Source organism: Pseudomonas sp. PDM20, from assembly GCF_014852575.3.
Taxonomy (GTDB): Bacteria; Pseudomonadota; Gammaproteobacteria; order Pseudomonadales; family Pseudomonadaceae; genus Pseudomonas.
Genome location: NZ_CM181224.1, coordinates 6,020,256 through 6,037,985 on the forward strand (window position 1 = coordinate 6,020,256; position 17,730 = coordinate 6,037,985).

Annotated in this window: 15 protein-coding genes and 1 riboswitch; of the genes, 7 read left to right on the top strand and 8 right to left on the bottom strand. The window is 65.1% G+C overall.

Features of this window, described 5'->3' with window-relative positions:
* The first annotated feature begins 103 nt into the window (after window positions 1–103).
* The 5 genes from IB261_RS27720 (at window position 104) to rhlE2 (ending at window position 6,945) form a co-directional block, all read left to right on the top strand.
* Complete coding sequence (locus IB261_RS27720; RefSeq protein ID WP_151188564.1) at window positions 104–1,327, top strand: CaiB/BaiF CoA transferase family protein; 1,224 nt, start codon at window positions 104–106, stop codon at window positions 1,325–1,327.
* Between the two features lie 329 nt (window positions 1,328–1,656).
* Window positions 1,657–1,769, top strand: a riboswitch (S-adenosyl-L-homocysteine riboswitch).
* A gap of 22 nt (window positions 1,770–1,791) precedes the next feature.
* Window positions 1,792–3,201: an adenosylhomocysteinase gene (gene ahcY, locus IB261_RS27725; protein WP_081515391.1), complete on the top strand. Its 1,410-nt coding sequence runs from the start codon at window positions 1,792–1,794 to the stop codon at window positions 3,199–3,201.
* Window positions 3,202–3,254: 53 nt separating this feature from the next.
* Window positions 3,255–3,785: an HD domain-containing protein gene (locus tag IB261_RS27730; RefSeq protein WP_081515390.1), complete on the top strand. Its 531-nt coding sequence runs from the start codon at window positions 3,255–3,257 to the stop codon at window positions 3,783–3,785.
* A gap of 54 nt (window positions 3,786–3,839) precedes the next feature.
* Complete coding sequence (gene metF, locus IB261_RS27735; protein WP_081515389.1) at window positions 3,840–4,688, top strand: methylenetetrahydrofolate reductase [NAD(P)H]; 849 nt, start codon at window positions 3,840–3,842, stop codon at window positions 4,686–4,688.
* A gap of 154 nt (window positions 4,689–4,842) precedes the next feature.
* Window positions 4,843–6,945 (top strand): RNA helicase RhlE2, encoded by a 2,103-nt coding sequence (gene rhlE2, locus IB261_RS27740; protein ID WP_192383680.1) that lies wholly within the window; start codon window positions 4,843–4,845, stop codon window positions 6,943–6,945.
* 266 nt (window positions 6,946–7,211) lie between these two features.
* Here rhlE2 and IB261_RS27745 read toward each other — a convergent pair whose 3' ends face one another.
* The 7 genes from IB261_RS27745 to pip form a co-directional block, all read right to left on the bottom strand.
* On the bottom strand, window positions 7,212–7,946 hold the full coding sequence (locus IB261_RS27745) for an amino acid ABC transporter ATP-binding protein (RefSeq protein WP_081515386.1): 735 nt from the start codon (window positions 7,944–7,946) through the stop codon (window positions 7,212–7,214).
* A complete protein-coding gene (locus IB261_RS27750; RefSeq protein WP_192383679.1) occupies window positions 7,939–8,901 on the bottom strand; it encodes an amino acid ABC transporter permease in 963 nt (320 codons plus the stop codon). The genes IB261_RS27745 and IB261_RS27750 overlap by 8 nt, the downstream gene beginning before the upstream one ends.
* A gap of 73 nt (window positions 8,902–8,974) precedes the next feature.
* Window positions 8,975–9,772, bottom strand: a complete 798-nt coding sequence (locus tag IB261_RS27755; RefSeq protein ID WP_081515384.1) for a transporter substrate-binding domain-containing protein — start codon at window positions 9,770–9,772, stop codon at window positions 8,975–8,977.
* Window positions 9,773–9,995: 223 nt separating this feature from the next.
* Entirely contained in the window at window positions 9,996–12,569 is a 2,574-nt protein-coding gene (mdoH, locus tag IB261_RS27760; protein WP_081515383.1) for a glucans biosynthesis glucosyltransferase MdoH, read from the bottom strand.
* Window positions 12,562–14,130: a glucan biosynthesis protein G gene (locus IB261_RS27765; RefSeq protein ID WP_081515382.1), complete on the bottom strand. Its 1,569-nt coding sequence runs from the start codon at window positions 14,128–14,130 to the stop codon at window positions 12,562–12,564. Before IB261_RS27765 ends, mdoH begins: the two co-directional genes overlap by 8 nt.
* 201 nt (window positions 14,131–14,331) lie before the next feature.
* Window positions 14,332–14,769, bottom strand: a complete 438-nt coding sequence (gene dtd / locus IB261_RS27770) for a D-aminoacyl-tRNA deacylase (protein WP_081515381.1) — start codon at window positions 14,767–14,769, stop codon at window positions 14,332–14,334.
* Window positions 14,766–15,737 carry a prolyl aminopeptidase gene (gene pip, locus IB261_RS27775; RefSeq protein ID WP_081515380.1) on the bottom strand — a complete coding sequence of 324 codons (972 nt, stop codon included), beginning with the start codon at window positions 15,735–15,737 and terminating at the stop codon, window positions 14,766–14,768. The genes dtd and pip overlap by 4 nt, the downstream gene beginning before the upstream one ends.
* Before the next feature lie 178 nt (window positions 15,738–15,915).
* Here pip and IB261_RS27780 point away from each other — a divergent pair, with 178 nt between their 5' ends.
* A complete protein-coding gene (locus IB261_RS27780; protein WP_192383678.1) occupies window positions 15,916–16,344 on the top strand; it encodes a hypothetical protein in 429 nt (142 codons plus the stop codon).
* Window positions 16,341–16,817 carry an NUDIX domain-containing protein gene (locus IB261_RS27785; RefSeq protein ID WP_192383677.1) on the top strand — a complete coding sequence of 159 codons (477 nt, stop codon included), beginning with the start codon at window positions 16,341–16,343 and terminating at the stop codon, window positions 16,815–16,817. The genes IB261_RS27780 and IB261_RS27785 overlap by 4 nt, the downstream gene beginning before the upstream one ends.
* 5 nt (window positions 16,818–16,822) lie before the next feature.
* Here IB261_RS27785 and IB261_RS27790 read toward each other — a convergent pair whose 3' ends face one another.
* Window positions 16,823–17,722, bottom strand: coding sequence for a transporter substrate-binding domain-containing protein (locus tag IB261_RS27790; RefSeq protein ID WP_192225168.1), 900 nt, complete (start codon window positions 17,720–17,722; stop codon window positions 16,823–16,825).
* Window positions 17,723–17,730: the final 8 nt, after the last annotated feature.

The following is a 17,730-nucleotide window of genomic DNA, read 5'->3' on the forward strand; positions in this document are numbered from 1 at the left end:
GGAGCTGGCGCCCGTTTTACCTCTCGCCCGAGAGGCCCCGGGGAGGACCGTGGAGTCCCCGCACTGCGCCCTCCCCGCCCCTATTCAAGCTGCAGGTGATTGCATGTCCGGCGCCCTTTCGCACATCCGTGTCCTCGACCTCTCCCGCGTTCTCGCCGGCCCCTGGGCCGGGCAGATCCTCGCCGACCTCGGCGCGGAAGTGATCAAGATCGAGCGTCCCGGCAGCGGCGACGACACCCGCGCCTGGGGCCCGCCGTTCCTGAAGGATGCAGACGGCCGCGACACCAGCGAAGCGGCGTATTACCTGTCGGCGAACCGCAACAAGAAATCCCTGACCATCGACTTCACCCAGCCCGAAGGCCAGCGCCTGGTGCGCGAACTCGCCGCCAAGGCCGACATCGTGCTGGAGAACTTCAAGGTTGGCGGGCTGAAAGCCTACGGCCTGGACTACGAGTCGCTGAAAGCGCTGAATCCGAAGCTGATCTACTGCTCGATCACCGGCTTCGGCCAGTTCGGCCCCTACGCCAAGCGCGCCGGCTACGACTTCATGATCCAGGGCCTGGGCGGCCTGATGAGCCTGACCGGCCGTTCCGACGCCGAGGAAGGCGCCGGCCCGGTGAAGGTCGGCGTCGCGCTGACCGACATCCTCACCGGCCTGTACTCGTCCACCGCGATCCTCGCCGCCCTCGCCCATCGCGATGTCAGCGGCATCGGCCAGCACATCGACATGGCGCTGCTGGACGTGCAGGTCGCCTGCCTGGCCAACCAGACCCTGAACTACCTGACCACCGGCAACCCGCCGCGTCGCCTGGGCAACGCGCACCCGAACATCGTGCCGTACCAGGACTTCCCCACTGCCGATGGCGACCTCATCCTCACCGTCGGCAATGACGGGCAGTTCCGCAAATTCGCCGAACTGGCGGGCCACCCGGAATGGGCCAGCGACGAGCGCTTCGCCACCAACCAGGCGCGCGTGGCGCACCGCGAGGTGCTGATCCCGCTGATCCGCCAGTCCACCGTGATGCGCACCACTGCCGAATGGATCACGCTGCTGGAACAGGCCAGCGTACCCTGCGGTCCGATCAACGACCTGGCGCAGGTCTTCGCCGACCCGCAGGTGATCGCCCGCGGCCTGCGCGTGGACCTGCCGCATCCGCTGGCTGGCAGCGTGCCGCAGGTGGCCAGCCCGATCCGCCTGTCCGAGACGCCCGTGGAATACCGCAATGCCCCGCCGACCCTCGGCCAGCACACCCAGGAAATCCTCGAAGGCGTGCTGGGCCTGGACCAGGCGGCCATCGGCAAGCTGCGCGACGACGGCGTGATCTGACGCCCCCGCCCCACGATGAAACTCCCGTAGGGCGAATAACGCCTCAGGCGTTATCCGCCGTCCGTCGACTCAGAAGCCAGGAACGGCGGATAAAGCGTGCCGCTTTATGCGCCCTACGACTGACCATCGGTGCCCGCTCCCGCGAGCGCCCAACGATCCCCGCAACGACGCCCGCGCCAGGGTTTTCACGGCCCCTGGCGCGGGCGCGACGGGGATCCCGGCCGCGATGCAATACGTGAACGCGACCAAAAGCCTTTGGCTTGTCATGCGCCATGGCTATAATCCGCAAGCTTCAATAACGGCCGGCGCTGTCCGGCTGTTCCCGCCACCTGTCCGAGGGGCGCTGCAGCAGGTCGATTCGCTTCGACATGTCAGGCTCGGATGGGGCGCGTCACGGTCGGCAACCGCCGATCGCCAAACGCATCAACGGCGCCCATTCGCAGACAACGAATGGAGAGTTACGCATGAGCGCTGTCATGACGCCTGCCGGTTTCACCGACTTCAAAGTCGCCGACATTTCCCTGGCCGCCTGGGGCCGCCGCGAGCTGATCATCGCCGAGTCCGAAATGCCGGCTCTGATGGGCCTGCGCCGCAAGTACGCCGCCAGCCAGCCGCTGAAAGGCGCGAAGATCCTCGGCTGCATCCACATGACCATCCAGACCGGCGTGCTCATCGAGACCCTCACTGCCCTCGGTGCAGAGGTCCGCTGGTCGTCCTGCAACATCTTCTCCACCCAGGACCAGGCTGCTGCCGCCATCGCCGCCGCCGGTATCCCGGTCTTCGCCTGGAAAGGCGAGACCGAGCAGGAGTACGAGTGGTGCATCGAGCAGACCATCCTGAAAGATGGCCAGCCGTGGGACGCCAACATGGTGCTGGACGACGGCGGTGACCTGACCGAAATCCTGCACAAGAAATACCCGCAGATGCTCGAGCGCATCCACGGCGTCACCGAAGAGACCACCACCGGTGTGCACCGCCTGCTCGACATGCTCAAGGCCGGCACCCTGAAAGTCCCGGCGATCAACGTCAACGACGCTGTGACCAAGAGCAAGAACGACAACAAGTACGGCTGCCGTCACAGCCTGAACGACGCCATCAAGCGCGGCACCGACCACCTGCTGTCGGGCAAGCAGGCTCTGGTGATCGGCTACGGCGACGTGGGCAAGGGCTCCGCCCAGTCCCTGCGCCAGGAAGGCATGATCGTGAAGGTTTCCGAAATCGACCCGATCTGCGCCATGCAGGCCTGCATGGACGGCTTCGAGCTGGTTTCCCCGTACAAGAACGGCCTGAACGACGGCACCGAAGCCAGCGTTGACGCAGCTCTCTTGGGCAAGATCGACCTGATCGTCACCACCACCGGCAACGTCAACGTCTGCGACGCCGGCATGCTGAAAGCGCTGAAGAAGCGTGCCGTGGTGTGCAACATCGGTCACTTCGACAACGAGATCGACACCGCCTTCATGCGCAAGACCTGGGCCTGGGAAGAGGTGAAGCCGCAGGTGCACAAGATCCACCGCACCGGTGCTGGCGACTTCGATCCGGCCAACGACGACTACCTGATCCTGCTGGCCGAAGGCCGTCTGGTGAACCTGGGCAACGCCACCGGCCACCCGAGCCGCATCATGGACGGCTCCTTCGCCAACCAGGTGCTGGCGCAGATCTTCCTGTTCGAGCAGAAGTACGCTGACCTCTCCGCCGAGAAGAAAGCCGAGCGTCTGACCGTCGAAGTCCTGCCGAAGAAACTGGACGAAGAAGTGGCCCTGGAAATGGTCAAAGGCTTCGGTGGCGTCGTCACCCAGCTGACCCCGAAACAGGCCGAGTACATCGGTGTGACCGTGGAAGGCCCGTTCAAGCCGGACACCTACCGCTACTGATGTGCCAGAGGGCAGACGAGCAATCGTCTGCCCTCTTTGCCATCTGGTGCCCCATGGACCTGCAGGACAGCTACAACCAGGCCTGGCTCTTCGCCGCCGGCGCTCACGCCGGGCAGACGCTGACCGCCTCGTCGCTGCCCTACGCAGTCCACCTGGCGATGGTAGCCAATGAAGTGATGGCGGCCGACCGCGAAGCGCCCATCCAGCGCCTGGCGGAGACCGTCCAGATTGCCCTGCTGCACGACGTACTCGAGGACACCCCGGTGCCCTTCGAGGAACTGCAGATGCGTTTCGGCGAGTTCGTCGCCGACGGCGCCCAGCGCCTGAGCAAGGTGGTGAATGGCGAGAAACTGCCATTCGACATCTACCTCGAAAGGCTGGCGACCGGCGCGCCGCAGTATGCGATCGTCAAGCTGTGCGACCGGATCACCAACCTGCAGCCGCCACCCTCGACCTGGGCGCGGAGCAAGATCGCCGAATACCATGTTCAGTCGCAGCGCATCCTGGCCGTCCTCGGCCATGCGCACGAGCCCAGCGCCGAGCGACTGCGCACGAAGATAGACAACTACCGCCGTTACTTCTGAAGTCGACGGCACATGCCGGCAGCCACGCGATGACGGGGCGCCGAAGGAACGACCATGAGTCAGAAAGAACGCCGTTTCAGCTTCGAGTTCTTCCCCGCCAAGACCGAAGCCGGCCATGAAAAACTGCTGGCCACTGCAAGCCAGCTGGCCGCGAAAAAGCCCGACTTCTTCTCCTGCACCTATGGTGCCGGCGGCTCCACCCGCGATCGCACCCTGACCACCGTGCTGCAGCTGGATGGCGAAGTGAAGGTGCCGACCGCACCGCACCTGTCCTGCGTCGGCGACACCAAGCCCGAGCTGCGTGCCCTGCTGGCCCACTACAAGGACGCCGGCATCCGTCGCATCGTCGCCCTGCGCGGCGACCTGCCCTCAGGCATGGGCATGGCCAGCGGCGAGCTGCGCTACGCCAACGAACTGGTGGAATTCATCCGCGCCGAAACCGGCGATCACTTCCACATCGAAGTTGCCGCCTATCCGGAAGTTCACCCGCAGGCGCGCAATTTCGAGGATGATTTGGCGAATTTCGTGCGCAAGGTCAAAGCCGGCGCCGACTCTGCCATCACACAATACTTCTTCAACGCCGACAGCTACTTCCATTTTGTCGAGCGTGCGGAGAAACTCGGTGTCAGCATTCCGGTCGTACCGGGTATCATGCCGATCACCAACTACACCAAACTGGCCCGCTTCTCCGACGCCTGTGGCGCGGAAATCCCCCGTTGGATTCGCAAGCAGCTGGAAGCCTACGGCGACGACATCGCCAGCATCCAGGCCTTTGGTGAGCAGGTCATCACCGACATGTGCGAACGCCTCCTCGAGGGCGGCGCACCCGGTCTGCATTTCTACACCCTGAACCAGGCTGAACCCAGCCTGGCGCTCTGGAACAACCTCAAGCTCCCCCGCTGAGGATCATTGCTCCGGGCTTACCGTCCGCGATCCCGGCCAGCGCAACGCCGGCGTATCGTGGACGGGGTGCTTCCAGCCATCGGCTGAGCGCTCGCCCCGAGCCTGAAATCACGCGCCCTCGAGCCGGCAGGTCGCCGGCCTACAGGAACCCCGCATGTCCTTTACTTCCCTCGGTCTCTCCGAGGCCCTGGCTGGCGCCGTTGAAGCCGCCGGCTACGCGCGCCCCACTCCCGTCCAGGAACGCGCCATCCCCGCAGTACTGCAAGGCCGCGACCTCATGGTTGCCGCCCAGACCGGCACCGGCAAGACCGGCGGCTTCGCCCTCCCGGTGCTCGAACGCCTGTTCCCCGAAGGCCACCCGGACCGCGAACACCGCCACGGCCCGCGCCAGGCCCGCGTCCTGGTACTGACCCCGACCCGCGAGCTGGCTGCCCAGGTGCACGACAGCTTCAAGGTCTACGCCCGTGACCTGCCCCTGAAAAGCGCCTGCATCTTCGGCGGCGTCGGCATGAATCCGCAGGTCCAGGCGATGTCCAAGGGCGTCGACGTCCTGGTCGCCTGCCCCGGCCGCCTGCTCGACCTGATCGGCCAGGGCAGCGTCGATCTGTCCCGCGTGGAAATCCTCGTCCTCGACGAAGCCGACCGCATGCTCGACATGGGCTTCATCCACGACGTGAAGAAGGTCCTCGCCAAGCTTCCGGCCAAGCGCCAGAACCTGCTGTTCTCCGCGACCTTCTCCAAAGACATCATCGACCTCACCAACAAGCTCCTGCACAACCCGGAGCGCATCGAGGTCACCCCGCCGAACACCACCGTCGAGCGTATCGAGCAGCGTGTGTTCCGCATTCCGTCGGTACAGAAGCGCGCGCTGCTGGCGCACCTGGTGACCATGGGCGCCTGGGAGCAGGTGCTGGTGTTCACCCGCACCAAGCACGGCGCCAACCGCCTGGCCGAGTACCTGACCAAGCACGGCCTGCCGGCCGCCGCGATCCACGGCAACAAGAGCCAGAACGCGCGCACCAAGGCCCTGGCCGACTTCAAGGCCAACGACGTGCGCATCCTGGTCGCCACCGACATCGCCGCCCGCGGCCTGGACATCGACCAGTTGCCCCACGTGGTCAACTACGAGCTGCCCAACGTCGAGGAAGACTACGTCCACCGCATCGGCCGTACCGGCCGCGCCGGTCGTACCGGTGAAGCCATCTCGCTGGTGGCGCCGGACGAGGACAAGCTGCTCAAGGCCATCGAGCGCCTGACCAAGCAGCGCATCCCCGATGGCGACATGCTCGGCTTCGACCCCGACGCCGTGCTGCCGGAAGTCCAGCAGCCCGAGCCGAAGGAAGCCCCGCAGCGTCAGCCGCGCAAGGACAAGGCCAAGCGCGGCGAGCGCAAGGACCGCAACAAGGACAAGCCGCAACAGCCGCAGGCCGAAGAGCAGCAGAGCGCCGCTCCCAGCGCTGAAGGCGAAGCCGCCGACGGCGAAAAGCCGGCCGGCAAGCGCCGCCGTCGTGGCGGACGCGGCAAGAAGAAGGGCGACGGCCAGGGCGGCGATGCTCAGCCGAACGCCAACGCTCAGGCTCGTGAGCCGCGCGAACCGCGCGAACCCCGTCAACCGCGCCAGCCCCGCCAGCAGCAAGAGCAGCAGGGCCAGGGCCGTCAGCAGCAGGCCAAGCCGGCTCGCGCGCCGAAAGCTGTCGATGGCAATCGCGATCCGGAAGAATTCCTCGACGACGACTTCGACAATTTCGGCAACCGCGCCGACTACGTCAGCCCGTTCCCGGACAAGGACCAGCAACGCGGCCAGCGCCGCCGTGGCGGTCAGGGCCAGGGACAAGGCGCAGGTCAGGGCCAGAACCAGGGTCAGGGCCAGCAACGCGCCCGCGGCCAGGGTGGTCAGGGCGGCGGCCAGGGCGGCAGCGGTCAAGGCCGCAGCCAAGGTCAAGGCCAGGGCCGTGCTGCCAAGAAGCCTGGCGCCGGCGGTCGTGGACAAGGCCAGGGCGGCAACGGCCAGGGCAAGCAGGGGCAGGGGCAAGGCCAGCGCAAGCGCGGTGGCAAGGCTCCGGCTTCGCGCATGAACGACGCCCCGCTGCGCGAGCCGAGCGAGTACGGCGCCGCCAAGCCGACCCGCCAGCCGGTAGTGATCAACAAGCGCGACCTGGTCCGTACCGACCGCTTCCCGACGCCGGAGCAGTTGGAAGAACTGGAACCGCGCCGCAAGACCGAGCGTCCCGCGCTGCTGACCCGCAACCGCGAGTGATGCTGTAGAAGAAACCGCCCTCCGGGGCGGTTTCTTTTTGCCCGCGATTTGTCGCCGACACACCCAGTGATCCTACAAAAGCCCCGCACCTCATTTGCCCGCGTAGGGCGCATAACGCCTACGGCGTTATCCGCCGCCCTGGCGGATAACCCGTTCCGGGTTATTCGCCCTACGGGTGCCAGCGGCTGATCACAGAGAACAGACTTCCCCTCCGGGCAGGCACAAAAAAGCCGCCCGAAGGCGGCTTTTTCAGCAGTGCATGAGACTCACAGCACCTGCCGCAGGAAGCTCTGCGCACGCGCATCCTTGGGCTGGGCGAAGAACTCCGCCGGAGCGGCGTCCTCCAGCAGCTTGCCGTGATCGAAGAACAGCACGCGGTCCGCTACTTCGCGGGCGAAGCCCATCTCGTGGGTCACGCAAACCATGGTCATGCCTTCCACGGCCAGGGTCTTCATCACGTCCAGCACCTCGCCGACCATTTCCGGGTCGAGCGCCGAGGTGGGTTCGTCGAACAGCATCACCTTCGGTTCCATGCACAGCGCACGGGCAATCGCCACGCGCTGCTGCTGGCCGCCGGAGAGGCGCGACGGGTACTCGTTGGCCTTCTGGCCGATACCGACCTTTTCCAGCAGCGCACGGGCCTTGGCTTCGCGCTCGGCCTTGCCGCGCTTGCGCACGACCTTCTGCGCCAGGCACAGGTTCTCCAGCACGGTCATGTGCGGGAACAGGTTGAAGTGCTGGAACACCATGCCGACTTCGCGGCGGTAGGCGTTGATGTCGGTCTTCGGGTTGGCGAGGTCAACGCCGTCGATGCTCACCGAGCCGGAGTCGAACTCTTCCAGGCCATTCAGGCAGCGCAGGAAAGTGGACTTGCCCGAGCCGGACGGCCCGATCACCACCACCACTTCGCCGCGGGCGACGCCGGTGCTGACATCGTCCACCGCGCGCACGACCAGCCCGCGGGTGTCGTAGACCTTGGTCAGATTACGGACTTCAATCACTTTGGCCGAGCCTCCGCTCCAGACGCCCCGCCAGATGCGACAGCGGCAGGTTGATCACGAGGTAGAGCGCGGCGACGCAGAACCAGATCTCGAAGGTGGAGAACGAGGTGGTGATCGCCTCGCGGCCGCTCTTGGTCAGCTCGGTGATGGCGATCACCGAGACCAGGGAAGTGTCCTTCACCAGGCTGATGAACTGCCCGGCCAGCGGCGGCAGCACGCGCTTGAATGCCTGCGGCAGGATCACGTGGCGCATCGACTGCGCGGCGTTCAGCCCCAGGGAGCGCGCGGCCTCATCCTGGCCACGGGCGATGGACTGCACGCCGGCGCGGACGATCTCGGCCACGTAGGCACCGGTGAACAGCGCCAGCGCCGCCACACCGGCGAACTCGCGGGACAGGTTCAGCACGGTGCCGATGAAGAAGTAGAAGATGAAGATCTGCACCAGCAGCGGCGTGCCGCGTACCAGTTCGACATAGAGCGTCGAGAGGTCGTGCAGGGCTGGATTCTTCGACAGGCGACAGAGACCGGTGAACAGGCCGATGAACAGGCCGAACGCGCCGGAAACGAAGGAGATCCACACCGTGGTCCACAGGCCCCAGGCCAGCGGGCCGGCAGCCCAGTGACGGGTCGAGCCGACCACATCGCCCTCGGCGACGTCGTCGTTCTCGGAGAACTGCAGGGTGTCGGCAGCCACGCTCAGCACCTGCTGCTTGCCGTCTTCGTCCACCAGGGTGACACGGGCGTTACCGCCCTGATCCTCGATCTTCTCGACCCGCGAGATGCTCTCCGCGCGCAGCGGTTCTTCGGCCTGGTAGGCGAAGTACTGCGGGACGCGGTTCCAGCGCCACTCGTAGGAGATCAGCGAAGTGGAGTACCAGAGGGCCAGACCGATCAACAGCAGGATCAGTCCGGTCAGCCCGTGCCAGGGCCAGGTTGCGCGTTTCGTTCTAGCCACGAATCTCTACCGTGAAAATGCGAACGCGCAGGCTCAGGGCCTGCGCGTCGGGTCAACCAGCGTCAGACGTGGATTATTCCATGTCCTTGAGCCAGTCGGTGTTCTTGAACCACTTGTCATGCAGGCGATCGTAGGTGCCGTCTTCGCGAATCTGCTTGAGGAAGTTGTTGATGAAGTTGATCGAGTCGTAGTCGCCCTTCTTCAGACCAAAGGCCAGCGGCTCGTAGGTGAACGGCTGGTCCAGGTGCACCAGCTTGCCGGCGCCGAACTTGCTCACGCCGACGACGTTGTAGGGCGAGTCGTAGATGAAGGCGTCAGCCTTGCCGTTGACCACATCCATGACCGCTTCGGGCTCGTTGTCGAAACCGTGGTACTGGGCCTTGGACAGCTGCTTCTTGGCAACGAATTCGCCGGTGGTGCCGATCTTGGAGGTGATGCGGTATTTCGCGTCGTTCAGGTCCTTGTAGGACTTGATCTCGCCTTGCAGTTCCTTGCGGATCAGCAGGGTCTGGCCGACCACGATGAAGGGATCGGAGAAGTTCAGGCGCAGGTTGCGTTCCTGGGTCAGGGTCATGCCCGAACCGATCATGTCGAACTTGTCGGTGAGCAGGGCCGGGATGATGCCGTCATAGGCGGTGGAGACCAGCTCCAGCTTGACGTTCATGGATTTGGCCATGGCCTTGAGCAGGTCCACTTCGAAACCGACAATCTGACCGCGCTTGTTGGTCATCTCGAACGGCATGTAGGTCGGGTCCATGCCTACGCGCAGGGTGCCGCGCTTGGCCGCTTCATCGATGGCGCCGGCCTGAGCCGCGCTCACGCTGACCAGGGCGCAGACGCCCATCACCAGCGATGCCAGGTACTTTTTCATCCCCATACTCCCAAGCAAGTGAAAGAACTTCTTGTTTTTTCCAGCGATCGAATCGCGCGCGCCCAGGCATGCCGGGCACAGAAGGGTGCGAAGCGTACCCCATGCGGCGGATATCTCAATCTTTTCTGGATAGCTGGCGAAGGGTACCAGCAGCGGTGCGCGGGGAAAACAGGCTAAACCGCCACGCCTCCCTCGCCCCGGACGGGACGAGGAAGGCGCTGGGTCAGGATTGCGCGGCGGGCAGCGCCATGGCGCCCTGCTCCGCGACCGGCGCCAGGGGCACGGCCGGGGCATGGGCATCGGCCTGCAGCGATTGCCGCCAGGGGCCGATCCACTGTTCCTTGTCACCCTGCCAGAGCGCCAGGTGCAGGCGCGACAGCGCCACCGGGTCACTCAGCAGCGCCAGGCGGCGGTTGCCGTCGAGCTGCTCGGGGCCGGCTTCCAGCGCCTTCTCGACCAGCGCGGTACGGGTCGCTTCGATGGCGGCGGACTGACCGTGGCGGGCGGTGCCCATGGCGCACGCCAGGGCGTTCAGCACCGGGTCGACGGCGGAACGGACGAAGCCGTCCTTCAGCGCCTGCCAGCGGTTCTGGTAGGTGTACTCGTCGGTGGCACGCAGCTCGCGCGGGGTGTCGTATTCCTCGGGGATGAGGAACAGTTTCTCGTCGCGCGAGGCCAGGCCCAGCTTGACCCGGCTGCTGATCACCGAGACCGGGATCGACAGCATCAGGGCGCCGACGATGGGCGACAGCCACCACAGGAAGCGCGGGTTCAGCCACGCCACCAGCAGCGCCCAGCACAGGCCCAGCAGGGTCTGCAGGCCGTGGCGACGGATCGCCTCGCTCCACGGGGTATCGTCGTCGTCACGCTGCGGCGACTTCCACTGGGCTTCCCAGCCGAGGAACGCGGCCAGCACGAAGCGGGTATGGAAGAGCATGCGCACCGGGGCGAGCAGCACGGAGAAGAACATCTCCAGCAGCATGCTCAGGGTCACCTTGATCACACCGCCGTAGCCCTTGGCGCCCTTGGCCCAGATCAGCATGACGCTGAGCAGCTTGGGCAGGAACAGCAGGGTCAGGGTGGTGGAGAACAGGGCGATGGCCTTCTCCGGGTGCCACTGCGGCCAGATCGGGAACAGCTGGCGCGGCTCCAGGAAGTACTGCGGCTCCATCAGCTGGTGCACCGCCAGCAGCGCGGTGGACAGCACCAGGAAGAAGAACCACAGCGGCGCCGACAGGTAGGACATCACGCCGGTGAGGAACACCGCGCGGTGCACCGGGTGCATACCCTTGACCAGGAACAGGCGGAAGTTCATCAGGTTGCCGTGGCACCAGCGGCGGTCGCGCTTGAGCTCGTCCAGCAGGTTGGGCGGCAATTCCTCGTAGCTGCCTTCCAGGTCGTAGGCGATCCACACGCCCCAGCCGGCACGGCGCATCAGCGCGGCTTCGACGAAGTCGTGGGAGAGGATCGCGCCAGCGAAGGAACCCTTGCCCGGCAGCGGCGCCAGGGCGCAGTGCTCGATGAAGGGTTTCACCCGGATGATCGCGTTGTGGCCCCAGTAGTGGGATTCGCCCAGCTGCCAGAAGTGCAGGCCGGCGGTGAACAGCGGACCGTAGACGCGGGTGGCGAACTGCTGCATGCGCGCGTAGAGGGTGTCCATGCCCGACGCCTTGGGCGCGGTCTGGATGATGCCAGCCTCGGGGTTGGCCTCCATCAGGCGCACCAGCTTGGTCAGGCAATCGCCGCTCATCACGCTGTCCGCGTCCATGACGACCATGTACTTGTACTGGCCACCCCAGCGACGGCAGAAGTCATCGATGTTGCCGCTCTTGCGCTTCACCCGGCGCCGGCGGCGACGGTAGAAGATGCGACCGAAGCCCAGGGCTTCCTTGCACAGCTCGATCCAGGCCTTTTCTTCGGCCATGGCAATGTCGGGCTGGTTGGTGTCGCTGAGCACGAAGAAGTCGAAGCGATCCAGCTCGCCGCTGGCCGCGACCGACTCGTAGGTCGCCCGCAGGCCGGCGAAGACGCGCGGAACATCCTCGTTGCAGATCGGCATGACGATGGCGGTGCGTGCGTCGGCGGCGATCGGCTCGCTGCCCGCGCTGCTGCCGGAAATGCGGTAGCGGTCGCGGCCGGTGAGCAGTTCCCAGAAGCCCATCAGGGCAGTCCAGAAACCTGCCGAGACCCAGCAGAAGAGGATGGCGAAGAGCGCCAGCACGCCGAACTGGATGACGTACGGCAGCACCTGCTCCAGGGTCTGCAGGAAGGTCTGGCGGTTGATTTCTTCGAGATCGACGAAGGCCCAGCCCTGGTAGGGCAGGATGCCTTTCATGTAGTAGGTGGCGACGCTGGTCTGGCCGAGCATGAGCAGGACCAGGATGAACCGGCGCAGCGAGCCGACCCGCTGCCAGCGCGCCTTGGGCAGGTCGCGGGAGGGCTTGGAGGGGTTGCTGCGACCGGTCAGGCGGCGCCAGCCGCGCATGATCGGGTTGGTGCGCCAGGGTTCGGGGATCACCTTGGTGCGCTGGATCGGCGGCGCGGCCTTGAGGTAGGTACGACCGTTGTCGTCCATGCCCAGCATCTGGGCATCGTCGAGGTCCTGGCCGTAGCCGTGGCGCAGACGTGCGCCGACCGAAGCCAGCGCAGCGTCATCACCCTCGACGTCGCCAGCGAGCTGCTCGTGCAGCTCGCTGATGGAACCGGCCTTGGCCAGCCGCTCACGCTCCTGCGCCGACAGCGGCAGGTGCGCGAGATAATCGGCCACCGGCGCGGTGGTAGCGGTGGAGTTATTCATCGGCAGGCAGCTGGTAGCTCCAGGTTTCGGAAATGGTCTGGCCACCGTTTACCAGGGCAGCGCGCATTTCCGTCGGCTTCTTCGGATCCTTGACCTTGATCCGCAGGGTCAGACGCCAGCCCTGGGTCACTGCGTTGTAGCGCAGGCTGTTTTCCTTCACTTCTGCGTTGTCGTCGGTGCTCACCTGGGTGCTCACCGGGGCATCGCCTGCCAGCGCCTTCAGGGTCGGGCCGACGAAATCGACGACCAGGGCGACACTGCCATCCGGCTGGCGGATCAGGTTCTTCTGCTTCACGTCACCGACCGAGCGCAGGGTCTGCATGACCCAGGCGTTCTTCGGATCGTGCAGGGCCTGCTCGTCCTTGGTCCAGCGCATGCGGTAGGCGAAGTCCAGCGGCTCGCCGGCTTCCGGGCGCTTCTCGGGGTTCCAGAAGGCAACGATGTTGTCGTTGGTCTCGTCCGGGGTCGGGATCTCCACCAGCTCGATGGTGCCCTTGCCCCAGTCGCCCTGCGGCTCGACCCAGGCCGACGGGCGCAGGTCGTAGCGGTCGTCGAGGTCTTCGTAGCGGGAGAACTCGCGGCCACGCTGCAGCAGACCGAAGCCTTTCGGATTCTCGACGCTGTAGGCACTGACGGACAGGTGTTTCGGGTTGTTCAGCGGGCGCCAGATCCACTCGTCGTTGCCAGCATGGATCTGCAGGCCGGTGGAGTCATGCAGCTCCGGACGGAAGTTGTGCTCCGGCGACGGCTGGTTGGAGCCGAACAGGAACATGCTGGTCAGCGGCGCCAGACCCAGCTTGGTCACCTTGTCGCGCAGGAACACGCGGGCCTTCACATCGACCACGGTGTCGTTGCCCGGACGGATGGTGAAGCGGTACGCGCCAGTCGCACGGGGCGAATCCAGCAGCGCGAAGATCACCAGGTGCTTGTCCTTGGGCTTGGGTTTTTCGATCCAGAACTCGCGGAAGCGCGGGAATTCCTCACCCGACGGCAGCGCGGTGTCCAGCGCCAGGCCACGGGCGGACAGGCCCCACCACTGGTCCTTGCCGATGATGCGGAAGTAGCTCGCCCCGAGGAAGGTGGCGATCTCGTCCTGCTTGTCCGGCGAGTTGATCGGGTACAGCAGGCGGAAGCCGGCGTAGCCCAGGTCTTTGGTGGCATTGGCGTCGAACTTCAGGGAACCGAAGTCGAAACGGGAGGGATCGTATTTGATCTCCTTGACGTCGGTCGCCGTGACTTCGTTGATCTTCACCGGGGTGTCGAAGTGCATGCCCTGGTGATAGAAGCTGATCTTGAAGGGGGTCTTCTCGTCGGCCCAGTAGGCCTTCTCGTTACGGAAGCGAATCTGCTGGTAATCGGCGAACTTCATTTCGCTGAATTCCGATGGCAGGTTGCTCGTCGGTGCGCTGTACTTCTCTGCAGCCAGCGCCTTGGCCTTTTCGCCAACGTCGTCGAGATTGAAGGCCCAGGCATGGGTAGCGCTCAACGCCAACAGGGCGGAGCCGACCAGTCCGCGAAGGATTTGGCGCGAAAGCGGTTGTTGAACGGAACGGAAAATCACGAGTCCCCCTCGTCCGTGAACACAAAACGATTAAAGCCAGCAAAGGCGATGCCAATCTGCTGGCGATTGAATTCCGACCCCGGTGAGCCTGAATGATTCCCCGATTTTTTCCACGGGTACTTCAGGCTCCCGGAGGCGCATTGTTCTAAGTGCATAAGCCCTAACCATCATCCCACGGCGATATGACAAGCTGCCGCGCGTTCAAGCCTCCAGTAGAAAGGTCACCGGGCCGTCATTGACCAGGTGGACCTGCATGTTGGCGCCAAAACGGCCAGTGGCGACCAGCGGATGACGCTCTCGCGCCTGTTCCACGAGTAGATCGAACAACGCGGCGCCCTTTTCAGGTGGCGCCGCGCTGGAAAAGCTCGGTCGCAGCCCCTTTCGGGTATCCGCGGCCAGGGTGAACTGCGAGACCAGCAGCAGACCGCCACCGACATCGCTCAATGAAAGGTTCATTTTACCTTCATCGTCGCCAAACACTCGATAGTTAAGCAGCTTGTGCAACAAACGGTTCACTGACTCTTCATCATCCTGGGGTTCTACCCCCACCAGGGCCAGCAGCCCATGATCGATGGCGCCGACGATTTCGCCGTCGACCTCGACGCGGGCGCCACGCACCCGCTGGATCAGACCCTTCATTCAGCCTCCGGCGGCAGGTTCAGCAGGCGCCGGCCGATCTCGTTGGTGGCGCGCACCAGCGCATCGGTGATGCCCGGCTCACCGGCCACGTGGCCGGCGTCGCGGACGATCTGCAGTTCGCTGTTGGGCCAGGCCTTGTGCAGCGCCCAGGCGTTGTCCAGCGGGCAGACCACGTCATAGCGGCCGTGGACGATCACGCCCGGCAGGTGGGCGATCTTGTGCATGTCGCGCAGCAACTGGTCGGGCTCGAGGAAGCCGTCATTGACGAAGTAGTGGTTCTCGATCCGGGCGATGGACAGCGAGCGGTGCGGGTCGGCGAAGCGTTCGACCACCGCCGGGTTCGGTCGCAGCGTGGCGGTACGGCCTTCCCAGGTGGACCAGGCACGGGCGGCGTGCATCTGGGCGATCTGGTCCGGGCCGGTCAGGCGGCGGTGGAAGGCGTGCAGCAGGTCGTCGTGCTCATCGGCGGGAATCGGCGCCAGGTAGTCCTCCCAGTAATCGGGGAACAGGCGGCTCGCGCCTTCCTGGTAGAACCAGCGGATTTCCTGCGGGCGGCAGAGGAAGATGCCGCGTACGATCAGCGCCAGCACACGCTCGGGATGAGCCTGGGCGTAGGCCAGCGAGAGGGTCGAGCCCCAGGAGCCGCCGAACAGCACCCACTTGTCGATGCCCAGGTGCTCGCGGATACGCTCGATATCCTCGACCAGGTGCCAGGTGGTGTTGTTCTCCAGGCTCGCGTAGGGCGTGGAGCGGCCACAGCCGCGCTGGTCGAAGGTGACGATGCGGTAGATATTGGGATCGAAGAAGCGCCGCGACATGGCATCGCAACCGGAGCCCGGGCCGCCATGGATGAACAGAACCGGCAGTCCGTCGGGCGTGCCACTCTCGTCCACATAGAGGACGTGCGGCTCTTCGACGGCCAGTTCATGGCGCGCGTGAGGCTTGATTTCCGGATACAAAGTTTGCATGGCTCGCTCCTGGATCAGTGCGTACGGTCGCTCCGGACCAGTAACCATCCTAGGGCCTGTCGCCACCCAATAGAAAGTCGCGTTGCCGCGGCGCGACTTCCATCGAAAGTCTTCGGCCCCCACGGTGTCGGGCATGATACTCGGGCCAGCGAAAAACCCATAAGGGAGTTAGTGAGCCATGCCACGGAAGTTGTTTCTTTCTCTATTCATCCTGCTGCTTGCCTTGACCGGTTGCGGCCGGGACGACCCGCGCGCGCAACTGGACGCCGCCGTCAAGCAATTGCAGGACAACCTCGAAGCCAAGAATAGCGGGGCCGTGATCGATCAGTTGGCCGGCGATTTCCGCGCCAATGGCGAGTTCGACCGCGACTGGGCCAGGCGCACCATGACGCTGATGTTCCTGCGCCACCAGCAGGTCAAGGTGATCCTGATCAGCAGCGAGAGCCGGATCGACCCGACCTATACCAATCGCGGCCATACCGACGCGCAGGTCGCCCTTACCGGCGCCGAGAACCTCATCCCCGACAGCGCCGGGCATTACGCCGTGAAGCTGGAGTGGTGGCGCGAAGGTTCTGAATGGAAACTGGCGAGGCTCGAGTGGCAATGACTCTCCCCCTGCAACACCGCATCCGCGCCGCCGGCCTGCTGCTGCGCAACGACGAGATCCTGCTGGTGCGACACGAGGTAGCCGGGGACGTTTACTGGATTCCGCCGGGCGGCGGCTTCGAGTCGGACAAGGACGAGTCCACCCGCGACACGGTGCGCCGCGAGTGCCGGGAGGAAACCGGGCTGGCGGTGGAAGTCGGCCCGCTGGTCTACGTGCGCGAGTTCGCCGAGCCAGTGGCCGGGCGCTTCCACATGGAGCTGTTCTACCGCGTGGATGCCTGGGATGGCCGGGTCAGCCTGGACAACCTGCGCGGCCTGGGCGGCGACGAGTTCGATATCCGCGAGGTCGCCTGGGTACCGCGCCAGGAACTGCCGCGCCTGCCCTCCTACTACCCCGCCGAATTGCTCGACGACGTCTGGGAACGCCTGGCCGAGGCGCAGCCGCTCATTCGCCACCTCGGCCTGCAGCGCTAGCAGCGTTACTGCACCGGTTCGCTGGTGGGCTTGGCGATGATCGCCTGCAGCTCGGCGGTCATGGGGAACTCCAGGTTGAGATTCTTCGGCGGGATCGGCTGCTCGAACCAGCGCTGGTAGATGCCCTTGATCTCGCCCGAGGCGTAGAGGTCGGCCAGCGTCTGGTTGACCAGCGCGAGGAACTGCGGATCGTCGCGGCGCACCATGCAGGCATAGATTTCCCGCGACTGCGGCTCGCCCACCACTACCCAATGATGCGGGTCGCGCGCCTTGGCCTTCTCGCCGTAGAGCAATGCGTCATCCATGTAGAAGGCTACCGCGCGGCCGGATTGCAGCATGAGGAAGGCTTCGCCATGGTCCTTGGCGCTGACCACGTTCATGCCCAGCTTGTGCTCGGCGTTGTAGGCCTTGAGGTAGCGCTCGTTGGTGGTGCCGGCGGTGGTCACCACGTTCTTGCCCTTGAGGTCATCGAAGCCCTGGATGCCGCTGTCCTTGGCGGTCAGCAACTGGCCCTTCACGTAGATGAAGCCGTAGGAGAAGGCGACCTGCTTCTGGCGCTCTGCGGTGACGCCGGTGGAGCCGCATTCCAGGTCGACCGTGCCGTTCTGCACCAGCGGGATGCGTGTCTGCGAGGTCACCAGGTTGTACTTCACTTTCAGGTCCGGCTTGTCGAGCTTCTGCTTGATGCGTTCAACCACCTTTCCGGCCAGGTCCACCGAGTAGCCCATGGGCTGCCCGCTGTTGTCGCCCAGGTAGGAGAACGGCACCGAGGCGTCGCGATAACCCAGGGTTATCGCGCCTCGATCGTCGACTTTCTTCAACGTGCCATCCAGCGCTTCGTTCGCCTGCGCCAGCGCGCAGACCAGGCTGGACGCCGCCAGTATTCCCAGTGCGAGTCGTTTCATGAGTTCGG